Source organism: Arcanobacterium phocae (assembly GCF_900105865.1).
GTDB classification, from domain to species: Bacteria; Actinomycetota; Actinomycetes; order Actinomycetales; family Actinomycetaceae; genus Arcanobacterium; species Arcanobacterium phocae.
In genome coordinates this window covers 25,384-49,581 of record NZ_LT629804.1, presented here as the reverse complement: position 1 = coordinate 49,581, position 24,198 = coordinate 25,384, and the positions used below count along the sequence as shown (strand labels likewise).

The window sequence follows — 24,198 nt, the reverse complement described above, 5'->3', positions numbered from 1 at the left end:
TCGTGGTAAGAATGAGGCTGATCGCACTCTAAGTGCGAACCGTACAACACCCCGCTAAAATCCCAAGAGCCATTAACTCAGGCGTTCTGCGTCACCGGCTATTGTGACTGAGTTTAGAGGACTCAAAATGGCGGATATCGGCACGATAGGGTGCTATACAGTTATTGTGCCGCTGGGCGCTTTTTGCGCCCAAAAACACGAAACAGCGCAGCAAAGTGTGAATAATGCCCGGTTTACCGCTCCGCGCTTCCGCCTAGCAGCACTGCAACTGAGAACGGAGCGAGGGTGAGATGCCCACCGGGTGCAATATGCTCCGTGTGCTCGCGTGGGCGTTCCCATTGGCTGGCCCACATCAGCTCAAAATCAGTACCGCGCCCCCACGGAAGCGTGACCTGCTCAGCCTGCGCCTGGCCGTTAATAATCACCAACGCATCGCGACTCATTCCGCGCCCCGAACGCAACATTTGCACCAACCGGGCCTGGGGATCAAACCACGTGTAGTCCTGCATCTGGTTGCCAGAAGCATCTAACCATTCCATGTCACGCAACGCGTCGCCCTCACGTGGACTACCAGTGAAGAACTGGGTTGGGCGGAACACTGCATGTTCCCGGCGTAACTGCAACAAGAACGACGTCGTAGCCAACATGTTCGCCTCATCCTCACCAAGATCCCAATTCAGCCACGATAACGGCGAATTTTGGCAATACGCATTATTGTTACCATGCTGAGTTTTTAAGATTTCGTCCCCAGCAGTGAGCATCGGGGTGCCAGCAGCCAAAACTAAGCAGGCCATTAAATTGCGTGCTGATTTACGTCGCATCGCGGAAATATTCTCAGGCGCGGTACCTTCCACACCATGATTCCAGGACAAATTATTATCTGAACCGTCACGGTTATCCTCGAGGTTCGCATCGTTGTGTTTATGCGAATAAGCCGTCAAATCGTTGAGTGAAAAACCGTCATGTGCCGTTACAAAGTTAATCGACGCATGTACTCCGCGCCCACCAGGAATCCGACCGTGGCCGAATAAATCAGCAGAACCTGCCATACGAGTGGCTAAATCACGCAGATCGCTACCGTGTCCGCCGTGCATGATCGCCGCTGGTTCACTGAGCCAAAACGAGCGCAATGTATCGCGGAATCTGTCGTTCCAATCCGCCGTCGGCACCGGGAACTGGCCGGTCCGCCAACCGCCGTAGCCCACATCCCACGGTTCGTTAATTAGCTTGACAGTACTGAGCACCGGATCAGTTGCCATCGCGATATACAACGGGTGGTTCGGGTTGAAACTATCACCCTCACGACCCAGCGTCACCGCCAAATCAAAACGGAAACCATCAACGCCGATCACCTCAACCCAGTAACGCAATGAATCTAACGTCATCCGGATAACCGAAGAACGCCGGAAATCAAAGGAATTGCCACACCCAGTGGTGTCTTTTAATGCTCCTGGATTAGCTGAATCATGGCGATAGTACAGTGACGAATCAAGTCCTCGCCACGAAACCGTCACGCCGTCAGTACCGGCTTCACACGAATGGTTGTAGACGACGTCGAGCAACACCTCGATACCCGCCGCATGTAACGCCGCCACCATATCCTTCACTTCGTTCACCACAGCTTGACCGCCAGCTTGCTGGCTACTTTCCGTGGCGTAACTCGGCTCAGGCGCAAAAAATCCGAGCGTATTGTAGCCCCAATAGTTTTCCAAACCTTTGCGAGTTAAGAACGGTTCGCTCATTTTGGCATGGATAGGCAACAGTTCGATTGCGGTGATACCCAGCGATGTCAGATAGTCAATTGTGACGGGATGGCCAAGCCCGGCATAGGTTCCACGTAATTCATCAGGTAGGCCAGGTAATGTTTTCGTTAATCCCACCACGTGGGCTTCATAAATAACCGTCTCATCCCACGGAATCTGTGGGCGAGTAGTGGGAGCTGGAGTGTCTGGCAGGATAACCCCGAGTGGGCCGTAAGCAATCGAGTCGCGTTCGTCGCGCTCAGTAGGGTGGGGCGTTCCGTCGTCGTCCACAACATATCCGTACAAGGCAGGGTGTAACTGCGGGGATCGTCCCACTGCGCGGGCATACGGATCGAGTAGCAACTTCGCCGGATTATAGACGTGACCGGCGGCTGGATCCCAGCGTCCGTCGGCGCGGATGCCATAGAGCTGACCGGCGTGGATACCCTCAACGTAACCAGACCATACGCCGTACATGCCACGATGTAACGCAACGCAGTGTTCGGTAGCCGATTCGGGGTCCACAAAGCACGCCCAGACGGACGAAGCATGTGGTGCTTCAACAGCAATATCGACACCGTCGGCGATGAGGTGTGCGCCGAGCTTGGGCGGGTTGCTAAAAGCAGGCTGCGCAAATGGAGCGTTATGGTATGGCATATCAGTAATAGTCACGCCTTATATTGTGGCAAATTTGTGGGGTTTTTGGGGATTAGAGGGGTAGGCTTGAGTTGTGGATGAACTAACACGAGCCTATGATCCGTTGAAAGAACGTTGGTATAGCAGGGATTTATGGATGTCGGTAGGTAACGAAATTGATCCAACTCGCGCTGTTGTTGCGCGGGTGTGCGATGGCAAAATTGCGTTGCGAACGGGTCATGTAGCGTGGTTTCCGGTTGCCGACGTCGTTTCTCACTGGTGCTATCTGGCATCTGATGCGGACCACGATTATTTTGTGATCGACGACGACGGACTCGACGAGTGCAGTGATGAAGTAAGTGAATTAGTGTCTTATGTGGATATCCGGCAGCTGATGAGTGATCTGCCTACGGATGAGATGACGCTGGTGTGGAGCGCGCTAGCGTTAACGGCGTGGCATCGGCGGGCACGATTTTGCGAGGTGTGTGGCGAGCCCTTGACAGCAGTGGATTGGGGCCGCAAACGGGTGTGCCCGAACAACCATATTGTGTTTCCGCGTACCGATCCGGCTGTTATTATGGGTGTTCTTGATCCGGCGGATCGGTTGCTGGTGGCGCGTAATGCGCGCTGGCCGCAGGGGCGGATTTCTGTTCTCGCAGGTTTCGTAGAAGCGGGAGAATCGCTTGAAGAAGCCGTGCGACGTGAGGTTCGCGAAGAAGTTGGGATCGACGTCGACGATGTGCGTTACGTAGGGTCGCAACCGTGGCCGTTCCCGCGTTCGCTTATGATGGCATTTTATGGCTGGACACAAGAGAGGACGCCGCGCCCGGACACGGAAGAAATAGCAGAAGCGTTTTTTGTTGATCGGGATGAGTTGCGTGAACGCGTGTCCAGTGGGGAATTAACCTTACCGGTAGCTGCGTCAGTTGGACGTGCGTTGATCGAGCACTGGCTGGGTGGAGAATTGGCGTAATCCACAGACAGACGGTGTATCGGGTTTTATGTCGGAGCATACCGTTAGAATCAAAGTCAGTGGACGGTAGATAAAAGGAGAGAGCCAGTGCAGGTTGAACAGTTGCTTGATGCGTTAGACCCTGATCAACGCGAGGTGGCTCGGCATGTGCATGGGCCGATGGCGGTGTTGGCTGGTGCTGGGACAGGTAAAACGCGCGCTATAACGCATCGAATTGCTTATGGTGTTCACAGTGGTGCCTATGATCCGCGCAATATCCTTGCGGTTACGTTCACTACCAAGGCCGCGTCAGAAATGCGCACTCGGTTGCGTGATTTAGGGGTGCGTCCGGTTAACGCTCGAACTTTTCACTCGGCGGCGTTATCGCAGCTGAGATATTTTTGGCCCCAAGCAATCGGAGGCCATGTTCCAGAGATCAAAGAATCGAAACTGGCACTGGTATCGGGAGCTGCCGCATCGCTGGGATTTGATACGAATAAGCCGGCGATTAGAGATTTTGCGGCCGAAATTGAGTGGTCGAAAGTAACACTGTGCCCACCAGAAGAATACGTGGTGCGAGCCGGTGAAGAAGAACGGGACTATATTGCGGGAACAACATACACCGATATTGCTCACCTGATCTCGCGTTATGAAGAAGCAAAAGCGGAGCGGGGCGTTATTGATTTTGAAGATGTTATTTTGTTGCTGATCGGCATCATGAGTGATGAGCCCGAGATAGCGTCGATTATTCGGCACCAGTATCAGCATTTTGTGGTGGACGAGTTTCAGGACGTTTCGCCGATGCAGTATCGATTGCTGCAGCTGTGGTTAGGAGACCGCAAAGACCTGTGTGTTGTGGGCGATGTAGCCCAGACTATTTACTCGTTTGCAGGTGCACAATCAACATATCTTGCGGAATTTTCACGGCATTTCCCACAAGCAAATATTGTGACACTGAACCGTGACTATCGGTCGACGCCGCAAATAGTTGAGGCGGCTAATACGGTTATTAGTCACGGGCAGATAGATGGGGCAGTACATTTGACGTCCATGCTGCCATCGGGAAGGCCAGTGAGTTTTTCGATATACCAAGACGATGCCGAAGAAGCCTCAGAAATCGCCGGGAAAATTTTATCTTTGGCTGCCAGCGGTATGAAGTATTCAGATATTGCCATCCTTTATCGAACCAACGCCCAGTCTGCAGTATTTGAAACAGCGTTGAATGAAGCAGGTATCCCGGTGTCGATCAAAGACGCCGAACGTTTCTTCCAGCGCAAAGACGTCAAAGAAGCAATGGTTACCTTGCGTTCAGTGGCCCGGTTGCCGCAGCACAAGGGTCTAGAAGACACCGTGGTGGATGCGCTCAAACAAGTAGGCTGGCGGCCCGAACCGCCCGTTGGCCGCGGTGCGATTCGGGAACGCTGGGATGCTCTCAATACGCTGCGTGAGCTTGCTGCTGCGATGGAAGAGAAAAGAGATGCATCAATCAGCGAATTTTTAGCTGAAATGACCGAACGTGCTGAGCTTATGAACGAACCGACATCGAACTCAGTGACGTTGGCATCGTTGCACGCCTCTAAAGGCTTGGAATGGAAAGCCGTGTTCTTAGTGGGCATGAGTGAAGGCCTGATGCCTATTTCGCTTGCGAAAGGACCGGCCGGAATCGAAGAAGAACGCCGATTGCTCTATGTCGGGATTACTCGTGCGAAAGAAGAACTCGCTATTTCCTATGCTCGTACCAATAGTGGGCGTGCAGATCGCAAGCGCTCGCGGTTCTTGGACGATATCTGGCCGCAAGAACAATCACGTGCAACTCAGGCTCGGAAAAAGTCGGCAGAGCTGGCCCGCGAATTCGAGACGAAGCACGCTCAAGATATGGGGCTGTATGAGGAGCTCGTACAGTGGCGTTCTCGAGTAGCCGAAGAATCTCAACGTAAGCCGTATCTGATCTTCCATGATTCAGTGTTGCGGGATATTGCTATCGCTAAGCCGCGTAACTTGGCGGAACTGGGACGCGTCAAAGGCGTTGGCGCTATGAAGCTATCCTATTTCGGTGAAGCAGTTCTTGAGATCGTCAACCGCACCTCAGTCGGTTCCGGTGTCGGACGCCGTTAGCTCCGCCTGACATCCACAATCAGGATGGGGAAGAACCTGATAGGTGAGCGGTAATCGGGGCTGTGGTCCAATACGTATGAGCGCATTAAATAGGGACGGCTTTTGCTGATCAACGAGGGCAAGAATCTCTCGGGCAACGTATGCGCCAGCTAGCTCCATAGAAGAAATATCGGCCAATACTTCACTGCGTCCAAACGCTTGCATCGCAAGGCGCTGCCACGCCTTGTCAGCATCTACGTGGTGTAGATAAACGCATGACGAACAAGCCGATATGTGCGGAATAGTTGTTGGCCCAACAACCAGATCTACTTCCTCGGTGCACACATGAACAATAGGAGTACCAGCAGTAAGCCAGCCGGCAGTAGTGGCAGGGTTGATCACGTACGGGTGAGAAATCACCACGGCGGTAGGCTGAGACGACGCCAGCGATTGATGGTTCTGATTATGGAACACATTATCCCACGCAAGATAGCGCGGCAAGCCAGTAAATCTTGTGGCTAATCGGGGATGATCAAGGTGAGCAACAGCAGATGAATCCCGGCAGGTGATATGGCCAATACCGGCGTCGGAAATGATGAGAGCTGCCACCATGCTCACGTAGTCACCGCGAACAAAAACAATATGAGTATTGGAACGACGATCAGGCACGCTACCATGCAACCGGACGCCGGATGTGGCATCGGGAATAGTCATATCTGACGTGGTTAAAACATGTGCCTTAGTGAGCATAGAAATTATTTCTTTAACCCGAGCAGACGCTAGATTCAGTCGTTTAACGCGACTAGCCAGTTCAAAATCAGATTGCGGAACTGATAATGAATCAACGAAAGCACGCTCATTTTTGGTCAGTCCGGACAGGACAATACCGGTACGCGGGTCTAACCCGATCTGCAACTGGTCAGTTTCTCGCCACACAACGGGCAGTCCCGGAATGATCTGCATGGTACCTCCTTAACGTTGGCACCAGCATAAAAGGAAGAACTACCGGCTAAGAAAATTAGTCCACAGGGGTGGAAAACTTAGTCATCGTGCTGCTGAGATGAGGTATCATCACCGCCATCGGCGTCATCAAACAACTCCGCTAGGAATGAATCTAGTTCGTCTTCGATAGCAGCCGATTCGGCAGAGAAAAAACCATCCGGGTTATGTAGGTCATCTGCAGACGGCAGTAAGTCCGGATGTGACCACAACTGATCGCGTCCTTGGTCTCCGCGCTCAGCAGTCGCCCGTTCCCAAAAAGTAACAGCGGCACGCAAATCACGCGGTGCCAGTTCAACACCAAGCTGAGAACCCCACACTGCCTTCGCTGGATGCGACGTAGCATTGCGACGGGCAAACATTTCCCGCAAAGCTGCTGCACTCGGAATATAAGCCAGTACTGCCCGGGCAGAAACTGCAGACACCCAACCGTCAATGAGTGACAAAAGATGTTCAAGTCGTGCCAATGCGTCCTTTTGCGATTCGGATTGCTCTAGGGAGAAAACGCCGCTGAAATCCAGTTCCTGCATCGCCTCGGGATTAGCAAAATCTAGGGAACGAGCCTGTTCTTCAATTGAGGACATATCGATTTCGATGCCGCGCGCGTATTCGCCAATCGTGTCAATAATACGTGGACGAAGCCAAGGTATTGACGTAAAGAGTCGAGCTGCAGCTGCTTCGCGTACTGCGATGTACATCCGAACGTCGTCGTCGGAAATCTCAAGATCACTAGCAAAATCGGCAATATTTGAGCTCACCAGAGCAGCCGAAGAGCCCTCTAGCAACGGTAGACCAATATCAGCCGTACCAAACGAGGAGACTGCCAGCTGTGCTAACGCCGTGCCGTATTGCATCCCAAGAAATGAGGACACCATATTGGTCAATAAATTACTTGGATCGCCCATCATTCCAGCCATTTCCGGAGGAAGCTGCTGCAGTTGTTGGCGCATAACGTCGCCAAAAGCACGGTTAATATTCGTCCCTAGCGGATCTAGTAGCTTGCGGAATGTAGGCAGGGAATGAGCCACCCAGTCCAGTCGCGTCCAAGCAAGGTTCGGGCCCGTCGTCGGATCAATATCGGTGACCGCATCAAGCCACAATGACGCAACCGACAGCGCAGAACGAATTTTGTCTCCGTCTGCTGCCGTCAAATTATCCATATGTGAGCGGATAATCGTATCGCGAGCAACTTCTTCAGCAATCTTCCAATTAACCGGGCCTTCACCAGACGAACCGAGCATAGCTTTGAGCTGGGAAGTAACAGCGTGCATCTGATCTGGACTGACCATCATGCCCATAGCAGACGGGTCAATTCCAGAATCTTTCATAGAGCGTATGACCTCATCGGCAGCATCGCCCATGATTGCCCGCAACATTTCTTCCCATTGTTCATTATCATGCTCGGCCATATTGTCTCCTTTAATATTCCTGCCTATAGCCTAACTGGCAATACGATATCCGTACAAGATAATGGTTGCGGTGCGCGTTGGGCGAACGAATAAAAGTTTGATGTCGTTCTTCTCGCTATTGTGAGGCATGATAGTAAGGTGAAAAAAGTGAGCAGGCGTGCAAAATCACCAGCAGTTCCCGCAGTAATCTTTGGATTATTCGCAGTGGGAGCTATTGTTATGCCATCAAGTTTTATCGTTATGGGCCCCGGTCCGGCAAACGATGTGACTGCATTGTATGACGGTCAGCGCATGGTGGAAGTTTCTGGTCAGACAACGTATCCGTCAGATACTCATCTTTTTATGACTACCGTGTCCGCTTACGGTAATCCTGATTATGGTGCTAGCGGGGGAATAGTCGCCCGGGCGCTATTTGATCCGGGCTCGAGGGTGCTCCCGGTTCGTGCTTTGTATGCTCCGCAGGAGACAAACGACGATGTCTCCTCACGTGACAAACAGATGATGACATCCTCGCAAGATACTGCGGCTGCGGTCGCTATGGAACGTGCTGGTCTTGACGTGAAGATGACGTTAACGATTTCTGGTAGCACTAATAAAAATGCGGATGTTGAAGAAGGCGATATCATTAAAGCAGTACGAACTGCAGGGATGGATAAGCCAGAAGCTATCGCTTCTTTTAGTCAGCTTTCCAAGATACTCGCCACAGTCGAGCCGGGGTCTGATATAACCGTCACGGTAGAAAGAAACGGCAAGAACCTCGATAAGCATGTCACCACTGTGGCTCGACCACCAGAATTCGACGGCGCTGTTCGTCCTGGTTCAATGATGGGCGTCTTTATTTCAGTAACAGACGTTTCTCTACCTGCCCAAGCACATTATCTAGTAGACGGAATCGGTGGCCCGAGCGCGGGAAATATTTTCTCGGTTGCGATCTATGATCAGCTCACCCCAGGTTCGTTGGGAGCCGATCATCGCATTGCTGGTACGGGTGCCCTAGCTTGGGACGGATCTATTCAACCAATCGGGGGTATTGCCCAAAAGCTTGTTGGCGCGCACGACGCCGGAGCACATGACTTCTTGGCACCAGCAGCTAATTGTGCCGAAACACGTGGACATATTCCAGAAGGAATGCGGGTATGGGCTGTTCGCACAATCGATGATTCTATCGCTGCGGTGAAAGCTATTGGAGAACAAGATACGTCAGATTTGACGCCGTGCTCTGCAGTTAAGGCGCCCGTTATGGATCTTGCGAAGTAGCTTATTCGAAGGTCGTTCGCAACGCAGCTGTTAAGCCCTCAACAAGGTTTTCGCCAGAAAGCACATCCGCATCTGCGTCATGTGAGCGCATTCGGATAACACTCCATGTTGTCCCGTCACGCATTGCCGCAACTACCATCCGAACATCTTCACGTTCGGGGTGTTGCTGAAGAAAGAGTTGCGCCTGGGCGGGATCTTCCGGAATATCTTTTTCGGCCGACGGCGGTAGCACGATGCGTTCTATCGAGAGTGCGGTACCATCAACTTCTGGTGGCCACACGATTTGTCCTAGTAATTCTTCCAGTGAGGAAGTCTGAGGCAGATCTTCTTGCTCAACCGAGAAGAGGAGATGTGGATCAGTAATTGATTGGGCATGTACATCGGCTGGTAATTCGTTGGCCAGTTCTGGGTTCTGTGCTAATGCAGCTTGTGCGCGAATAAGTGCAAACATGCGAATCGGGCCATCCCAACCACCGGATGCCACATGGCGTTCGATGTCAAGGGCGGCGTCTCGTAATGATCGGTGTTCTGCAGATAATTCATTGGTCATATCCTTTATTGTTCCATATTGTTCTCCACCGGCATATCTGTAACATCTCAATCACCCTTGGGAACTAGAAGTAAGTAGGATACGGTTATAAGTAGAATTTGCGTATGCTCGCAGATGGAAACCGTTGTAAAGGATAATGTTGTGACATCATCGACGCCGAATGTGTCGCGCCCTGCGCCTAAGTCTGGCAAACTTCCGGGCGGTGCGTTCACTCCTACGTTAATTGTGCTAGCTGTCATTGTATTTGCGCTAGTCATTATTGCTGAGTTTTGGACTGAAATGGCTTGGTTCAATCAGATTGGCGCGGCTCGGGTCTTCTGGACTCAGTATGGCGCCGCAATTGGGTTGGGGGTGATTGGTACTCTCTTAGTTGCCGTTGTTTTTGCTATTAATCTGCGGGTTGCATTAGGGAAGGCGTCATCGGCTGACGACGTCGTCGTCTCTACGAACCCGCTAGCGAAGAACGTGAACTGGTTACGGCACCATTCCATAACTACGTACGTCTTGATTCCGCTGGTGGTTGGTTTGTTCTTTGGCCTCGGTTTGGCTGGTAGCTGGCGAACATTCTTGTTGTGGTTTAACGGGACATCGTTTGGTGAAACTGACCCAGAATACGGTTTAGATGTTTCATTCTTCGTTTTCTCTCTGCCGGCGATACAAATTGTCCTCGGCTTCTTGAGTACGTTGTTGGTACTTTCGCTAGTTGCATCAATGATGGGATATTGGTTTAACGGAGCATTTGTGTTCCGCGGCAATAAACCACACTTGAAGAGCAAGGCTCAGCTCCATGCCGGGATTTTGCTAGCGATCGGTGCGCTTTTGTTTGCTGGTAATTACTGGATTGATCGTTACAACCTTCTGCTAGGAAACAAGCAACGTTTCTCTGGTGCTACCTACACTGATATCAACGCTTCGCAGCCTGGTCTAACTATTTTGGCTATTGCCGCAGCCCTGGTTGCGGTCATGTTCCTCTATGCGGGAATTGTTCGGCGGTGGAAGCCAGCTGTTGTTGGTATTGCATCCGTATTTGCCGTCGCATTGGTTGTGAATTTCGCTTATCCTGCTTTGCTCCAGCGGTTCAAGGTTGATCCGAACGCTGCCGAGCTAGAATCTACTTACATTCAGCGAAACATTGACGCAACGCTAGAAGCCTATGGTTTGTCCGATGTGGAGACTCAGCAGTATGAAGCGCGAACAACGGTTGAAGCTGGTCAGTTGCGCGAAGATTCGCAGACGACTGCTCAGATTCGTCTACTAGATCCTAATATCGTTGATCCGTCGTTCAACCAGTTGCAGCAAAACCGTCAGTATTATTCGTTCAAGGCTCCGTTAACGGTTGACCGTTACACGATCGACGGCGAACTTCGCGACACCGTGATCGCAGTTCGCGAATTGAATCTTGAAGGTCTTGATAATGAACGCCGGTCATGGGTTAATGACCACACTGTCTTTACCCATGGCTTCGGTGTTGCCGCAGCTTATGGCAACACAGTGACCTCCAAGGGAGATCCAGCTTTCTGGGAAGCAGGTATTCCGTCCACAGGTGAGCTTGGCAAGTTTGAGCCGCGCGTGTACTTCGGTCAACAGTCTCCGGATTACTCCATTGTTGGTGCGCCAGAAAAGACCGAGCCGTGGGAATTGGATTATCCGAACGACGACGCTCCTAACGGCCAGGTCAATACAACGTACACTGGTAATGGTGGACCATCAATCGGTGATGTATGGTCGAAGCTGATGTTTGCGATCAAGTATCGCTCTACGGAATTATTCTTCTCTGATCGCGTTACTAGTAACTCCCAGATTTTGTTTGACCGTGATCCGCACAAGCGGGTGGCGAAGGTTGCTCCATATTTAACCCTTGATTCCAAGGCTGTTCCGGCAGTAGTGGATATGGATTCTAATCCAGACACGCCATCTGAGTTGGTATGGATTATTGACGGCTATACGACGTCGAACAACTATCCATACTCGGCTCGTGAAACTCTAGATGAGACAACACGCGATGCCACGAACCGTTCGGGAGCTTTGGTTGCTGGTGGAACAAACGAAATCAACTACATTCGCAACTCGGTGAAAGCCGTTGTTAATGCTTATGACGGTAAAGTCACGCTGTTCCAGTGGGATGAAAAAGATCCGATCCTCAAAGCATGGCAAGGTATTTTCCCAGGTCAGGTAACACCGCTGAAGGATATGCCAGGTGATCTGATTGCACACGTGCGTTATCCGAAGGACTTGTTCAATGTTCAGCGCAGCTTGCTTTCTCGCTACCACGTAGATGACGCATTGTCTTTCTACTCTGGTGGTGACTTCTGGCAGATTCCGCGTGAACCAACCGGACAGTCGGAAAATGATTCGAGCGCTCCAGCACAGCCGCCTTACTATTTGACACTGCAAATGCCAGGTCAAACAGAAACGTCGTTCTCGTTGTCTACGGCGTATATTCCAGGTGGAAATACGAAGCGTAACGTGATGACGGGCTTCCTCGCTGCTGATTCGAATGCTGGTAATGAGACCGGAAAGATCGCTCCAGGCTATGGCAAGTTGCGGTTGCTAGAACTTCCGCGAGATCTGACTGTTCCAGGCCCAGGTCAGGCACAAAACACGATGTTTGCTAACCCGAAGGTCTCAACAGATCTGAACTTGCTACGTCAAGGTGGCACGAAGGTTATCGAAGGTAACTTGCTCTCCTTGCCAGTTGGCGGCGGTCTGCTTTATGTTCAGCCCGTTTATGTTCAAGCTTCGAAGGGTACTCAGTATCCAACTTTGCAGTACGTACTAACGTTGTTCGGCGATTCGGTAGGCTTCGCACCAACGTTGCAAGAATCGCTCGACATGGTCTTTGCCGGTGATTCGGGCGTTAATGCTGGCGATGCCAATATCGTTGGCGATAAGGCAGCACCGGTTGACGGCGATAAAGTGAAGGTTCCGGCTAAGCCAGACCCGGCTGATAAGAACGCGGATAAGCCAGATCCAGCTGTTAAACCGGCACCGGCTGGTCCGTCGGCTCCATCTGGTACGCCAGCTGCCGATCTCAGCACAGCTTTGAATGATGCGAAGGATGCGATTAAGAGTGCAGACGCAGCATTGAAGTCGGGCGACTGGGCGGCTTATGGTGAGGCTCAGAAGAAACTTAACGAAGCTATTTCCCGGGCTGCTGAAGCTCAACAAAAGGTTGATGCCCAAAAGTAACCATGATAGTTAGTTAGCAAACAAAGATGGCGAGCATAATGCTCGCCATCTTTGTTTATGTTTCTTAGTTATCCGCGACGCATGGGAAGGCGAGCAAGGAATGCCCAAGATAGTAGCGCCATGACTAGGCTGATACCTAGAACCACGACGGTCAGTAGCGGGGTGTTATTGGATAGATCCAGATCGATGGATATATGAAGCGCTCCACTGGCAACGTTTCCGATGAGGAAAGCTGAGGCAAAAGGCACGCCTAGAACTATTGCTATAGCAAGCCATAAAGGGAGCCGTAGAAAAATAGTGCATCCTAGCAAGACTAGCTCAAGAATTCCCAGATAGAGCAAGAACGTGTAGAGCACCGTGAAGAGTGACAAACCGTTAACTATTGCCGAGCCCATGAATGATGCAAAACCGACGATCAAGGTTGTAACACTAGTCATTACTACGGTTGTTAGTGCGATGAATGTCTGGTAAGCGATGAAGATTGTGCGTCGTTCTAAACCAGCGCCAAGCCATGCTCGGGCATTTTCTCCAACAATAGAAATAAACATGCCAACGCTGACAAACGGTATCGCGTTGGATAGTCCGAGCGATGTTGAACTGACTATCGTCGATGGGTCGCTATAGCCAGCAGAATAAGGAGTGGTCATAAGAACGTTAAAATATCTATCGCCGAGTGCAATTCCACTGTTCAATCCGAATACGGATAAGGCGCATAGGTTATAGATATATGCGACAACAATAGCCAGCACGATCCATAGTGTTACTGTGCGTAGCTGTCGAGTAAAAATGAGACGTGGTATGAGTTTCATGAGTTCCTCCGGGTAGATGCGATGAGAACATCGGTTAACGATGCCAGGCCTGATTCGGTGGAGTATTTTGCCCGTAAGTGATCCGCGTTGCCGACTTCGTGGAGTTTTCCATGATCGAGGATTACCACGTTTTCGATAATGTCCTCGATTTCGTTGACGAGGTGTGAAGAGATGATGATAGTTCGGGGATGTTTGACGTAATCGGCTAATAAGGCATCGTAGAATTCTTGCCGGACAACAGCATCCATTCCGATATGTACTTCGTCGAAAATCGTCAATGGGCATCGCGAAGCAAGGCCGAGAGAAGCAAAGAAAGCCGATTTTTGGCCGCGGGAGAGTTTTTTGGGCTTGCGTTTTGGATCGATCGCCCATCGATCCAGGAGTTCGAGGCAGAAGTCGCGGTCAAAGTCTGGCCGGGTGGCTTGCCACAGAGCAATCGTGTTTTTCATTTTCTGTTCAGTAAGAACGGAGGTTTCATCAGACACGAGTGCGACCTGACGCATGAGATCACGGTTGTTCCAGATTGGCGACGACGACGTTTGTCCGTCCCACTGCATCTGAACAAAGCCAGTGTGCTTGAGCTGACCAGCTAACACCATCGATAGGGTAGATTTTCCACAGCCGTTGCGGCCAAGGAGGCCGGTGATGGTTCCGGCTTCAAATGTGGTGGATACCGATTCGAGTGCGCGGTGGCGGAAATAAGAATATCCGGTGTTTTCGGTGATTACTTTTAGTGGTGGTGTCATTGTTCCTCCTCTAGGAGTGCGTCGACGAAAGTTGTTATCTCCTGGTTGGTAAATCCAAGAGATCGGCCTGCAGCGATTGCTGGGCCGAGGGTGGCGCGAAGGTAGGATTCTTGGCCACGCCGTTTGAGGATTGCGGTGGCGTCGTCGGTAACGAACATGCCGATGCCTCGTTGTTTAAATATCAGGCCTTCGGATTGGAGAAGGTTGAAGGCCTTGTTTGCGGTTGCCGGGTTGATACGATACGTCGTGGCGTATTGAGTTGTTGACATGATTTGGCTGCCCGCGGTTAGTTGCCCGTCGAGTATCTGTTCGCGAATGTGTTGCGCGATTTGCAGATAGATCGGGGTTGTGGAATTGAATATGAGGTTGTGTTGACCATCATTCATTCCTTCACCTCCTTGGTTAGTTACATGACTAATTAACCATGTAACTAGGTGAATGTCAACCCTAAGATAATTACCTAGTTTTTTAGTGACGTGAGGTATGGCACCGTCTCCCATGTTGACCTAGGTCCTGATGGGCAATAAGCTAGTAACTACCGACGCGGGGTGGAGCAGTTCGGTAGCTCGCCGGGCTCATAACCCGGAGGTCCCAGGTTCAAATCCTGGTCCCGCAACTAGTGAAGGGACGGAATCTTTAAGATTCCGTCCCTTTGTTTTACCGTGTTGAATGGCTAGTTTGTTATTCTGGGGAGTGATCTCCTTGTTTTGCGCTAGGACTTTATTTTGGGAGAAATTATGCGGTTGTGGAGTATTCATCCTAGTCAGCTCGATCGTGCAGCACTCATTGCTGGATGGCGTGAGGGGTTGTTGGCTCAAAAAGTTCTCGCTGGGTTAACGAAAGGTTATCGGCATCATCCGCAGCTTGAAAGATTCCGAGCCCAAGACGATCCTATGGCTGCGATCGGTGCTTGGTTAGCTGGACTGCAGGAGGAAGCTAGTCGGCGTGGGTACTCATTCGATGTCACCAAAGTTACTGTTCCGCCGCAGAGAATGACAGACATTCAGATACCGGTTACTTCTGGGCAGTTAGCTTATGAAGCTCAGTGGTTGCGTTCTAAGATTGAGCGTCGTGCACCGGAATTGCTCACTCAAGAACCGTGGGTTAGTGGTAGTTTTCAGGCCCACCCCATTTTCGTGATCGTTGACGGTGATGTGGAGTCCTGGGAAAAACAGTGACCCTCTTGTATGGCGTGAATTGGTGCTGTGGTAGAATGAAATCCACAAATATGGGTTTCTAGTCTTATAAGAGAGCTCGATCAATTATGCCTACCTTTAATCATGACGATCCGAATTTTGCTTCGCTATCACAGCGATACGAGGACTTTGTTAGTTCCAGTCCCTATGGCGTCTTCATGCAGAGTATTGTGTGGGCGAAGATCAAGAACACCTGGAATGCTGATTACGTCTATCTTGAGGATGAGAACGGCAACATCAAGGCAGCCATGAGTCTTGTATCTATTTCCAATGATGGCGGTGAATCCTCCTTTACGTATGCGCCAGGCGCTCCGGTCTGTGATTTCTCAGATCGTGCATTGGTAGAAGAACTGATTCGTGAAGCTGAGCCAGTACTTCAAGCACGGCGGTCGTTCTTGCTCCGAATTAGCTCATATGCGTTGTGGAATCAAGAGCTTGTTGACCTGTGGGAGCAGTCGCAATATATTCTGCGCTCGCGGGGAGTTGATCCGCATGATTTCGCCAACCCGCGCATGGAAATGAAACTTGATCTGCGTGACCTTGATCTTGATGATCCGCTTGCGACCTTTACCTCCGGTGTGCGTAACAAGATGCGTAAAGGGGAGAAGCGTGGAGTTTCGAGCCGTTACGTGACAGTTGATTCGCCAGATTACGCGGATGTTCTGGATAAGTTCTATGACCTCACCGAAATCATGTCCAAGCGTCAGGGGATCAAGCATCGCTCGCTCGAATATTTCGATCGGATGATGCGCTCGTTCTCGGATACTAAACTTTGGCTTACTGAGCACGAAAGCGGTTTGCCGTTGGCTAGCTGCTTGATGGTTAATTACGCAGGCACAGCTAACTACGTATATGCTGCTTCATCTAATGACATGACGCAGACTCGGCCAAGCTTCCAGATGAACTACAACGCATTAGTTCAGGCTAAGAAGGATGGTATGCATACCTATAACATGGGCGGCATTTTCGCTGTCGATCCAGAAAATGGTCTATACAATTTCAAAGAGCGAATCTGTGGCTCAGAAGGGCTGCGTGAGTATATTGGTGAGCTTGATGTCGTTAAGAATCAAGCGAAGTATGATGACTTTTTGAACCGCTAATATCGGTTTTGAGGCGGTGGCCTCCCTGGATGCGTTTAGGCGCCCGGGGAGGTCGCTGTTTTTATAGTGGGTTGACGTTTCAACATGACGGCTATACACTGAGTGAATAGAAGAACTAGTCACTCAGTGTATAGGGGGTTTGGTGGAAGTCCAGTACGCTTTCCTTGGCTTACTTACCCAAGAACCTAATTACGGTTACGAGCTGAAAAAACTCTACGATCAGCTCTTTGCTGGCGACAAGCCAATTCTACCCGGCCAAGTTTATTCCACTTTGGCTCGCCTTTTGCGAGACGCCAAAGTTATCGAAGTTGACGACGACGGCGCATCCAACGGCCCCAGTCGCACCAGATACGCTTTAACTCAAGCCGGCCGCGACGCCGTCGTCGAATGGCTCAATACCCCAGAAGTGCCATCGCCAACGCTCCAAGCAACCATGTATGGCAAAACCGTCCTCGCACTCATCGTCGATGGCGATGCCGGGCCATATCTGCGCGCTCAACGCAAACTCCACCTTGAACGGATGCGAGAGCTCACTCGGCGCAAAAAAGACGCGCCGATGGCAGAAAAACTCCTTCTCGACAACGCAATATTCCACATCGAGGCAGACCTACGCTGGATCGAACTCGCCTCCGCCCGCCTCAACACACTCAAGGAAGAACTATGCCTGAAATAATTCTCACCGCCCGTAACCTCACCAAAACCTACGGTACAACACACGCTATGCGCGGGATATCGCTCGATGTTACTGCCGGCGAAGCCCTCGCAATTATGGGCCCATCTGGTTCTGGAAAATCCACTTTGCTCCACGCACTAGCCGGAATTGAACTACCTGATTCGGGAACAATCCGGTTCAAGGAACGTGAGATCACTACCATGAGTGAATCGGAACGCACGATACTGCGCCGGCGCGATTTTGGTTTTGTCTTCCAATTTTCCCAGCTTGTTCCCGAACTCACCGCCCGCGATAACGTTGCCGTACCACTCCTGCTCGATGGTAAATCCAAAAGCAAAGCCTACTATGAGGCTGATAAATGGTTAAACACCGTTGGACTACTCGAGCATGCCAGCTCCCTTCCGGGCCAGCTCTCAGGTGGTGAAGCCCAACGAGTAGCTATTGCCAGGGCACTCTGCCCGAAACCGTCCATCCTTTTTGCGGACGAACCCACCGGCTCACTCGACTCGCTCAACTCGGAAACCGTGATGACGATGTTTATGGACATCGCCCGCACAACCGGAATGACGGTCGTTATGGTGACCCATGAACCATTGATCGCCGCCTATGCCGATCGAGAAGTCGTTGTGCGTGACGGATTATTGGAGGGCTAAGCCATGCATCTATCGTGGACACTTCTGCGCACATCCCTCGCCCACACCAAGGGCCGCCTCGCGCTGATCGCCGGGGCAGTAGCACTTGGTGTGATGCTCTTGCTGACGGCTGCGTCATTTAATAATGCGTTATCTGTTGAGTCGCCGTCGTTATGGCTACGAAGTATCGGTGATGAAATGGACGCTCAAGAAGGAGGGCGACCCGCGCCCGATCCGGCCGATTCCGTACGGGTAGCCAAGGACGATTTCAATCCGCTGATGAAAGTTGGCGCCAGTGAAATCCGCGGCGTCATAGTCGATTCCTCGGCCACCGTGAACGCCCCAGAGCTTTACGGTCTGACGTGGCCAGCTCCCGGAGAATTTCTGGTTTCAGCGGGCGTGCGAACCCTCATGGACGACCATCCAGAATATGAACTCCGTGATCGCTTTGGCACAACTGACCTCGGGAATCTGCCACACGAATTAACAGCCGGACCAGATGATCTACTCGTTATTCGTGGCGCATACCTCGGCGATACCGGAGTGGTGATCTCTGATTTTTCCCAAGCCCCACCAGAATCGCTCAAAGTCAGCGTTATCATCATGTATCTCGGTCTGATCGTTATTCTCTTCCCAGTCCTCCTGCTGATTTCTATCTCTGCCACGCTCGGCAGTGTACAACGCGAACAACGCTATGCTGCCCTGCGGCTCGTCGGTGCTACTAGCCGGCAAGTCGTTTGGATGCTCGTGATGGAAGCGATGGTTGGTGCAGTAGTCGGCTACGTGCTTGGACTTGTGCTGTTCCTGGCAGTGCGCCCGATCTTTCCGGCTATCCGAATTGACAGTATGCGATTGTGGGCAGACAACTTCGCTATTACCCCGCTCCAAGCAGGCGGCGTTGCCATCGCAACAATTGTCTTAGTAGTCCTCGCCCACAGCTGGGGCATGCGCCACATCCATGTGTCACCACTAGGTGTGATGCGCCGGCAAACAACCACCCGCAAACCGCATTGGTTACGGCTCATACCACTTGCAGTGAGCATCGGTGCGATCGCTTACGAGTATGCCGTGGTGGACTATAATTCCGGCGTTGTTAACGACTCATATATCTTGATGGGAGCCGTCATCGGTATGATGATCGGCTTAGTGCTCGCTAGTCCATGGCTCACTTATAGTGTCGCCCGGCTTAGTGCTCGCTGGGCTCGTTCTGCACCGACGATTATCGGCCTGACCTACGTACAAGCACACGCTTCACGCATCTCGCGGTCAGTTGCTGGTGTTGTCTTGGCAGTGTTTGCTGGTTCCTTCTTCCTCACCGCCGTATCGCAAACAGACGATGTTTTTGCCCGCGCCTCGCAAACCGTTCACTCGTTGCGTCCCGGTTCGTCAGCCATTCTTGGTTTCGACGACGAGGCACCGGCACAACGCCTCAATGAACTATTAACCGCTGAACCGAGCATCGAACACAGCCATGTTTTCCCGTTGGTTGCTGGATCCTGGACAGTGTTTGACTGCCAGGTGGTCAATGATTACATCGAATCTTCGTGTGCCGATGGCGTGGTTGGTGTTAATTTGTGGGCATCGAGCACCAACGAACAAGCACAGGTCACTGCCGCTAATCTCGCGGATTTCGAGGAACAGGTGGGATCGAAATACGGGGCGGCAACCAACCATACTCAGTACACGGTGATGGTAAAACTTCGCGACCCGAGCCAGCTGGAACAGTTCCGTTCCCTACTAGCACGTACACATCAGTTAGAAAACAACGAAAATCCGATATGGATTTTCTCCGCTGGTGACAAATCCTCGTTTGCTGGGGTAGACGCCATCATTTTACTGACCTATCTGGTGTACTTTGGCATCGCCGGAACAATTATCGTCGCAGTTATCTCGATGCTGGTATCAACCTACGCTGGTTTGCTTGAACGTCGTCGTTCCCTGCTCACACTCCGGCTAAGCGGTATGCAGCCCAGAGATATTACCCGCATGATGCTCATCGAAACTGTAGGACCGTTGACCACCATGCTGGTTATTGCCGGTTCGCTCGGGTTCGGAACTGCCTGGGTGATGCTCCAGATATTCTCCTCAACTCTCGACGCGACCTTCGACCCGCTCCTCCTCGCAGTCCTAGTCTGCGCGTTGATCCTTGCTGGTAGCGCGATCGTTGCGTTGGCACCGGCCATGCGCCGCATCACCCAACCAGCAACAAACAGACAAGAGTGACGGGATTAGAACTCGTGTTTGGCACGTAAATCTAGTACTTTGCCGACGCGCGCCTCCCGGGCTTGAGCCCACGGGATAGAAATATCGCGCATGAGGCGCGCAACCTCCTCCGCGCCGCCTGCTTCCATAGAATCAGCCAGGTTCGCTAAATCAGGCGAGGACAGGTTTTGGTGGAGTTTAGCTTTGCCAACCACCTCAGTTACGGCAAGTTCCATTCCCACGATGGCGCTATAGGCACGCTTGATTCGATGCGGTTGACTATCAGCCATCGTCCACACGGGCTCATGATGCGCAACGAGTTTTTCCCAATGCTCGTGTTTCCAGGCGTCGTCGTCGAAAATCTGGAACGAGCCGCGAATGTGAACCGTCACATAATCCCAACTCGGCGCGGTGGGCATCACCGACCCCGGCTTTTCTGGCGGTAAATAATGGCCTGGCACGTGCGCATCCGCCGCGTTGACGATAAGCAGTGCCTCGCCAGCATCGTGAATTTGCGGATTAACCCGGTTCAGATGCGCTTGAATCACGCTGTGTCCATCTTTTTCGACGACGACGAACGGAATCCGCGTGGCATTAATACCATGCTCGCCAGTAGTAATCAGTTCGCCAACTCCAGTCTGACTGGCGCAGGTGAGGGCGTCTTTTGGATCGAGCATATGTTGATGGGCGACGTACATGTTAAGCCTCGTCTGGTAGAAATTGCGTCATGGCAGGAAGTGGGACGGTAGCGGACGGGGAGACGTAAACACTCACGTGGTAGCTTAAACCGCCGCGCGAAGAGCACTGCTGTGAACGATATTCGTGCCAGTCGTGAGGGATTGCTGGCGCAACCGCATCGGCGTCGGGAACGTCAATATCTATCTGGGTAACGACCGCGAAATCGCAGTCGACGAGCATCGCGCGGTAGAGGTGTTCGCCGCCGATAACCCACGCGGTATCTGCTGGCTGGGTACGTGCGAGCGTTAACGCCTCACGGGGCGTAGCAGCAATCTGTGCACCCGGAGTAGCATAGGACGGATTGCGCGTCACCACGATGTTCGCTCGCCCCGGCAGTGGCCGAACGCGTGGTGGTAACGACTCCCACGTTGCCCGTCCCATAATCACCGGACAGCCCATTGTTAGATCCCGGAATCGTGCTAAGTCTTCTGGTAGATGCCACGGAATATCACCATTTTTCCCGATGGCACCATTGCGGGTTTGTGCCCATATCGCGCCGATTTTCATACTGCCACCGGTGCGGTGAGTGCGGGATGATGCTGGTAGCCGTTCGCGGCAGAAATATCATCCATGGTGTAACTAAAAATATCTGGTGCCTTGCGTAACTCCAGAGTGGGGAAGGGGTACGGTTCGCGTGAAATTTGTTCGCGAACCTGGTCTAGATGATTGACGTAAATATGGCAGTCTCCACCAGTCCACACAAAATCGCCAACCTCAAGTCCAACTTGCTGTGCGACCATGTGAGTGAGCAAGGCATATGACGCGATATTAAATGGCACCCCGAGGAACAAATCCGCAGAGCGTTGATAGAGCTGACAAGACAGCTTGCCGTCGGCAACATAAAACTGGAAAAAAGCATGGCACGGCTGGAGTGCCATCTGGTCCAGATCAGAGACATTCCAGGCACTGACGATCATGCGCCGCGAATCAGGAGTGTTACGTAACTGATCTATCACCTGCGATATCTGGTCAATATGTGAGCCATCCGGCGTGGGCCACGAACGCCACTGATAGCCATAGACAGGGCCTAGATCTCCGTTCTCATCCGCCCATTCGTCCCAGATGGTGATGCCGTGTTCATGGAGCCAACTAATATTTGTATCGCCACGCAAAAACCACAGCAGTTCGCCCTTAATAGGTTTCATTGCCACAAATTTAGTGGTAATTCTGGGGAAGCCTTCAGCCAGATTAAACCGTAACTGACGGCCAAAAACAGAAATAGTTCCGGTACCAGTACGGTCTGATTTGCGGGTGCCGTTGGCTAGGACATCGGCCAAAAGGTCTTCATATTGTCTATTATTCATGTGCTTAACCCCGCTTTTTGACAATGAGCTCATTTACTAGCTTGACATCTTTCGCTAAAATTTTTGGGATCTCTTCCGCGATTTTACGCTCGATCATAGCGCCGGCAAACGGTATCGTGACATTGAGGTGGACTTCTAACCGGCCGGCAGTAACAGCACCGGTGTCAACAAGTAACATTCGTGCAGCCACTTTGACCGGAAGTTTTGCTGATAAGGCGTAATCGATCTGCGCTCCGGCCGATGTTACAGTTTCCACTGATTTAACCGTGGCAGTAACGTATTTTCCCACGAACATTGCGGCGCGATCAGGAAGCTCGCCCGCATCAATCGTGACCGTCGTTTCTGTAGTTGGTTTACCGTTCACCTCATTGTGAGTGAACGTATATTCCGGGGTTCCCAGTTCTTGGATTCGGCGAAATGCCAGTTCTTCTGAGCGTAAAATAGGTAAAACGTCGGCGAGTGGTCCAGCATAATGCAGATCTTGAGTGATGTTCATACTCCTATTCAACACCATTTAGCTCTATTGTTGAACTGTGCCTACACTAACAAATATTCTTCAGCAACGAACTGCTCTTTCTTTCGACCAGCGCGAATGGCTCCACATGCTCACCGGCGACTGGCAATTACTGGCCGATATTTTCTTTTCTGATCTCTTCCTTGTAATCACAACAGCGGATGGTCCGGTAGTTGCCGCGCAAGCACGTCCTGCAACTGCTACCACCCTTTTCGAAGCAGACGTGGTTGGTGAAGTGGCCGAACGGAGCTATTTGCCCGGTATTGACGAGGCCTTAGCAGTGTCTGAGGTCGTTACCTGGGGTGATGATGAGGTTGAAACAACGTTCATCCCAGTCAACTATCGTAACCACAATATCGCCGTCGTTGTTTCTGTTAAAGCACTGTATCCAGATCGGCTGTTATCCCATGTCCAGCATGATTACGATTCCATTGCCGAAAATATTGCCCAGATGATTACGACTGGAGAGTTTCCATACAGCGAAGCTCCTTCGGGATATCGGCATGGTACACCGCGCGTGTCAGATGGTGTCATACATTTGAACGAAGATGGAATTGTCCTTTTTGCGTCGCCCAATGCCGTTTCCCACTTCCGGCGAATCGGTGTGGATGAACCGCTACACGATCGCGTTTTGGCGGAACTGGTCACCGAAAAAATTGATGACTACTCCACGGTTGACGAGTCGCTTCCGGTTGTTCTCATGGGCCGAGCTGCATGGATGGCTGAGCTCGAAACTCATTCAGTAACGGTATCGATGCGAGCGGTGCCGTTACGTAGTGAAGGGAAGCGGTTAGGCGCCATGCTTCTTTGCCGTGACGTATCAGAACTGCGTCGGCAAGAAAAACAACTCATCACGAAAGATGCGACAATTCGAGAAATCCATCATCGGGTAAAAAATAACTTGCAGACAGTTTCAGCACTATTGCGGCTGCAAGCACGTCGTGCGTCGTCTGAAGAAACCCGCAGTGCGTTGGAAACAGCACAACGGCGGGTATCTACGATTGCGCTTGTCCACCAACAGCTGTCGCAAACCATCAATGAAGTAGTTGATTTTGACGAGCTATTCATTCCGGTGTTGAAGATGGCTGTGGACATCGCTGTTAATGATGTTGAAGTTACGTCGTCGTTCACTGGTTCTTTTGGTTTAATTCGTGCTGAAGAAGCAGCTGCTTTATCGGTGGTCCTTAACGAAATTATTTCCAACGCAGTAGAACATGGGGTACCGAACGGGGGTAGCGTCAGTGTTGATGCGTTACGGGATGGTTACGAACTTATCGTGACGGTTCGTGACGACGGCGTGGGGATCGGGCCAGAAGGCCCAGGATCGGGTCTAGGTACGCAAATTGTTCGAACTATGGTCTCGTCTGAACTTCATGGGAAGATCGCGTGGGAGCCAGCTGATGGTGGCGGGACTCTCGTAACGATCACGATGCTAATGCAATAGTAAAATGGTGGA

General features: G+C 51.6%; 21 protein-coding genes and 1 tRNA gene. 11 read left to right on the top strand and 11 right to left on the bottom strand.

Annotated features, from left to right (window positions below; translation table 11 throughout):
• Positions 1–233: 233 nt before the first annotated feature.
• The gene (gene glgX / locus BLT51_RS00190; protein ID WP_231943953.1) at positions 234–2,414 is read right to left on the bottom strand and encodes a glycogen debranching protein GlgX; all 2,181 of its coding nucleotides are present in this window, start codon (positions 2,412–2,414) and stop codon (positions 234–236) included.
• A gap of 58 nt (positions 2,415–2,472) precedes the next feature.
• Between glgX and nudC the strand changes: the two genes are divergently transcribed.
• Together nudC and BLT51_RS00180 are read left to right on the top strand one after the other, a co-directional pair.
• Positions 2,473–3,351: an NAD(+) diphosphatase gene (gene nudC / locus BLT51_RS00185; protein ID WP_091278469.1), complete on the top strand. Its 879-nt coding sequence runs from the start codon at positions 2,473–2,475 to the stop codon at positions 3,349–3,351.
• Positions 3,352–3,438: 87 nt separating this feature from the next.
• Positions 3,439–5,445, top strand: coding sequence for an ATP-dependent helicase (locus BLT51_RS00180; protein ID WP_091278466.1), 2,007 nt, complete (start codon positions 3,439–3,441; stop codon positions 5,443–5,445).
• On the opposite strand, the gene BLT51_RS00175 is transcribed toward BLT51_RS00180, so the two are convergent.
• Complete coding sequence (locus BLT51_RS00175) at positions 5,416–6,387, bottom strand: hypothetical protein (protein ID WP_091278464.1); 972 nt, start codon at positions 6,385–6,387, stop codon at positions 5,416–5,418. The genes BLT51_RS00180 and BLT51_RS00175 overlap by 30 nt on opposite strands.
• Before the next feature lie 77 nt (positions 6,388–6,464).
• Positions 6,465–7,832 carry a zinc-dependent metalloprotease gene (locus tag BLT51_RS00170; protein ID WP_091278461.1) on the bottom strand — a complete coding sequence of 456 codons (1,368 nt, stop codon included), beginning with the start codon at positions 7,830–7,832 and terminating at the stop codon, positions 6,465–6,467.
• A gap of 147 nt (positions 7,833–7,979) precedes the next feature.
• Between BLT51_RS00170 and BLT51_RS00165 the strand changes: the two genes are divergently transcribed.
• On the top strand, positions 7,980–9,089 hold the full coding sequence (locus BLT51_RS00165) for a YlbL family protein (RefSeq protein WP_091278459.1): 1,110 nt from the start codon (positions 7,980–7,982) through the stop codon (positions 9,087–9,089).
• Between the two features lies 1 nt (position 9,090).
• On the opposite strand, the gene BLT51_RS00160 is transcribed toward BLT51_RS00165, so the two are convergent.
• A complete protein-coding gene (locus BLT51_RS00160) occupies positions 9,091–9,639 on the bottom strand; it encodes a PPA1309 family protein (protein WP_091278456.1) in 549 nt (182 codons plus the stop codon).
• Positions 9,640–9,780: 141 nt separating this feature from the next.
• Between BLT51_RS00160 and BLT51_RS00155 the strand changes: the two genes are divergently transcribed.
• Positions 9,781–12,828, top strand: a complete 3,048-nt coding sequence (locus BLT51_RS00155; protein ID WP_091282415.1) for a UPF0182 family membrane protein — start codon at positions 9,781–9,783, stop codon at positions 12,826–12,828.
• Between the two features lie 68 nt (positions 12,829–12,896).
• Here the strand turns inward: BLT51_RS00155 and BLT51_RS00150 are convergent, their stop codons facing one another.
• The 3 genes from BLT51_RS00150 to BLT51_RS00140 are packed head-to-tail and all read right to left on the bottom strand — an operon-like array spanning position 12,897 to position 14,769.
• Positions 12,897–13,637 (bottom strand): hypothetical protein, encoded by a 741-nt coding sequence (locus tag BLT51_RS00150; protein WP_091278455.1) that lies wholly within the window; start codon positions 13,635–13,637, stop codon positions 12,897–12,899.
• Complete coding sequence (locus BLT51_RS00145) at positions 13,634–14,383, bottom strand: ATP-binding cassette domain-containing protein (RefSeq protein ID WP_091278452.1); 750 nt, start codon at positions 14,381–14,383, stop codon at positions 13,634–13,636. The genes BLT51_RS00150 and BLT51_RS00145 overlap by 4 nt, the downstream gene beginning before the upstream one ends.
• Positions 14,380–14,769: a GntR family transcriptional regulator gene (locus tag BLT51_RS00140; RefSeq protein ID WP_091278449.1), complete on the bottom strand. Its 390-nt coding sequence runs from the start codon at positions 14,767–14,769 to the stop codon at positions 14,380–14,382. The genes BLT51_RS00145 and BLT51_RS00140 overlap by 4 nt, the downstream gene beginning before the upstream one ends.
• Positions 14,770–14,925: 156 nt before the next feature.
• On the opposite strand from BLT51_RS00140, the gene BLT51_RS00135 reads away from it, so the two are divergent.
• From BLT51_RS00135 to BLT51_RS00110, 6 genes are all read left to right on the top strand, one after another.
• Positions 14,926–14,999 (top strand) — tRNA-Met (locus BLT51_RS00135).
• Between the two features lie 121 nt (positions 15,000–15,120).
• Positions 15,121–15,561 (top strand): pyrimidine dimer DNA glycosylase/endonuclease V, encoded by a 441-nt coding sequence (locus BLT51_RS00130; protein ID WP_091278447.1) that lies wholly within the window; start codon positions 15,121–15,123, stop codon positions 15,559–15,561.
• Between the two features lie 86 nt (positions 15,562–15,647).
• Entirely contained in the window at positions 15,648–16,679 is a 1,032-nt protein-coding gene (locus BLT51_RS00125; RefSeq protein WP_091278444.1) for a lipid II:glycine glycyltransferase FemX, read from the top strand.
• 139 nt (positions 16,680–16,818) lie between these two features.
• Positions 16,819–17,352, top strand: a complete 534-nt coding sequence (locus BLT51_RS00120) for a PadR family transcriptional regulator (protein WP_091278443.1) — start codon at positions 16,819–16,821, stop codon at positions 17,350–17,352.
• Positions 17,340–18,005 carry an ABC transporter ATP-binding protein gene (locus BLT51_RS00115; RefSeq protein WP_091278440.1) on the top strand — a complete coding sequence of 222 codons (666 nt, stop codon included), beginning with the start codon at positions 17,340–17,342 and terminating at the stop codon, positions 18,003–18,005. Before BLT51_RS00120 ends, BLT51_RS00115 begins: the two co-directional genes overlap by 13 nt.
• Before the next feature lie 3 nt (positions 18,006–18,008).
• A complete protein-coding gene (locus BLT51_RS00110; protein WP_091278437.1) occupies positions 18,009–20,207 on the top strand; it encodes an FtsX-like permease family protein in 2,199 nt (732 codons plus the stop codon).
• 5 nt (positions 20,208–20,212) lie between these two features.
• On the opposite strand, the gene BLT51_RS00105 is transcribed toward BLT51_RS00110, so the two are convergent.
• From BLT51_RS00105 to BLT51_RS00090, 4 genes are read right to left on the bottom strand one after another with little or no spacing between them, the layout of a single operon-like run.
• A complete protein-coding gene (locus tag BLT51_RS00105; protein ID WP_091278435.1) occupies positions 20,213–20,884 on the bottom strand; it encodes an FMN-binding negative transcriptional regulator in 672 nt (223 codons plus the stop codon).
• Between the two features lies 1 nt (position 20,885).
• Positions 20,886–21,431, bottom strand: a complete 546-nt coding sequence (locus BLT51_RS00100) for a dihydrofolate reductase (protein ID WP_091278432.1) — start codon at positions 21,429–21,431, stop codon at positions 20,886–20,888.
• A complete protein-coding gene (locus BLT51_RS00095) occupies positions 21,428–22,228 on the bottom strand; it encodes a thymidylate synthase (protein WP_091278429.1) in 801 nt (266 codons plus the stop codon). Before BLT51_RS00095 ends, BLT51_RS00100 begins: the two co-directional genes overlap by 4 nt.
• A gap of 4 nt (positions 22,229–22,232) precedes the next feature.
• Positions 22,233–22,724: a DUF2505 domain-containing protein gene (locus BLT51_RS00090; RefSeq protein WP_157672829.1), complete on the bottom strand. Its 492-nt coding sequence runs from the start codon at positions 22,722–22,724 to the stop codon at positions 22,233–22,235.
• Between the two features lie 37 nt (positions 22,725–22,761).
• On the opposite strand from BLT51_RS00090, the gene BLT51_RS00085 reads away from it, so the two are divergent.
• Positions 22,762–24,186: a sensor histidine kinase gene (locus BLT51_RS00085; protein ID WP_091278424.1), complete on the top strand. Its 1,425-nt coding sequence runs from the start codon at positions 22,762–22,764 to the stop codon at positions 24,184–24,186.
• Positions 24,187–24,198 lie beyond the last annotated feature (12 nt).

Excerpts from the sequence above, each read along its gene's own strand:
- BLT51_RS00110 (WP_091278437.1), top strand. The coding sequence starts at position 18,009 with ATGCATCTATCGTGGACACTTCTGCGCACATCCCTCGCCCACACCAAG.
- BLT51_RS00100 (WP_091278432.1), bottom strand. The coding sequence starts at position 21,431 with ATGAAAATCGGCGCGATATGGGCACAAACCCGCAATGGTGCCATCGGG.
- BLT51_RS00170 (WP_091278461.1), bottom strand. The coding sequence starts at position 7,832 with ATGGCCGAGCATGATAATGAACAATGGGAAGAAATGTTGCGGGCAATC.
- BLT51_RS00095 (WP_091278429.1), bottom strand. The coding sequence starts at position 22,228 with ATGAATAATAGACAATATGAAGACCTTTTGGCCGATGTCCTAGCCAAC.
- BLT51_RS00115 (WP_091278440.1), top strand. The coding sequence starts at position 17,340 with ATGCCTGAAATAATTCTCACCGCCCGTAACCTCACCAAAACCTACGGT.
- BLT51_RS00130 (WP_091278447.1), top strand. The coding sequence starts at position 15,121 with ATGCGGTTGTGGAGTATTCATCCTAGTCAGCTCGATCGTGCAGCACTC.
- BLT51_RS00175 (WP_091278464.1), bottom strand. The coding sequence starts at position 6,387 with ATGCAGATCATTCCGGGACTGCCCGTTGTGTGGCGAGAAACTGACCAG.
- BLT51_RS00105 (WP_091278435.1), bottom strand. The coding sequence starts at position 20,884 with ATGTACGTCGCCCATCAACATATGCTCGATCCAAAAGACGCCCTCACC.
- BLT51_RS00160 (WP_091278456.1), bottom strand. The coding sequence starts at position 9,639 with ATGACCAATGAATTATCTGCAGAACACCGATCATTACGAGACGCCGCC.
- BLT51_RS00090 (WP_157672829.1), bottom strand. The coding sequence starts at position 22,724 with ATGAACATCACTCAAGATCTGCATTATGCTGGACCACTCGCCGACGTT.
- BLT51_RS00145 (WP_091278452.1), bottom strand. The coding sequence starts at position 14,383 with ATGACACCACCACTAAAAGTAATCACCGAAAACACCGGATATTCTTAT.
- BLT51_RS00150 (WP_091278455.1), bottom strand. The coding sequence starts at position 13,637 with ATGAAACTCATACCACGTCTCATTTTTACTCGACAGCTACGCACAGTA.
- BLT51_RS00140 (WP_091278449.1), bottom strand. The coding sequence starts at position 14,769 with ATGAATGATGGTCAACACAACCTCATATTCAATTCCACAACCCCGATC.
- BLT51_RS00125 (WP_091278444.1), top strand. The coding sequence starts at position 15,648 with ATGCCTACCTTTAATCATGACGATCCGAATTTTGCTTCGCTATCACAG.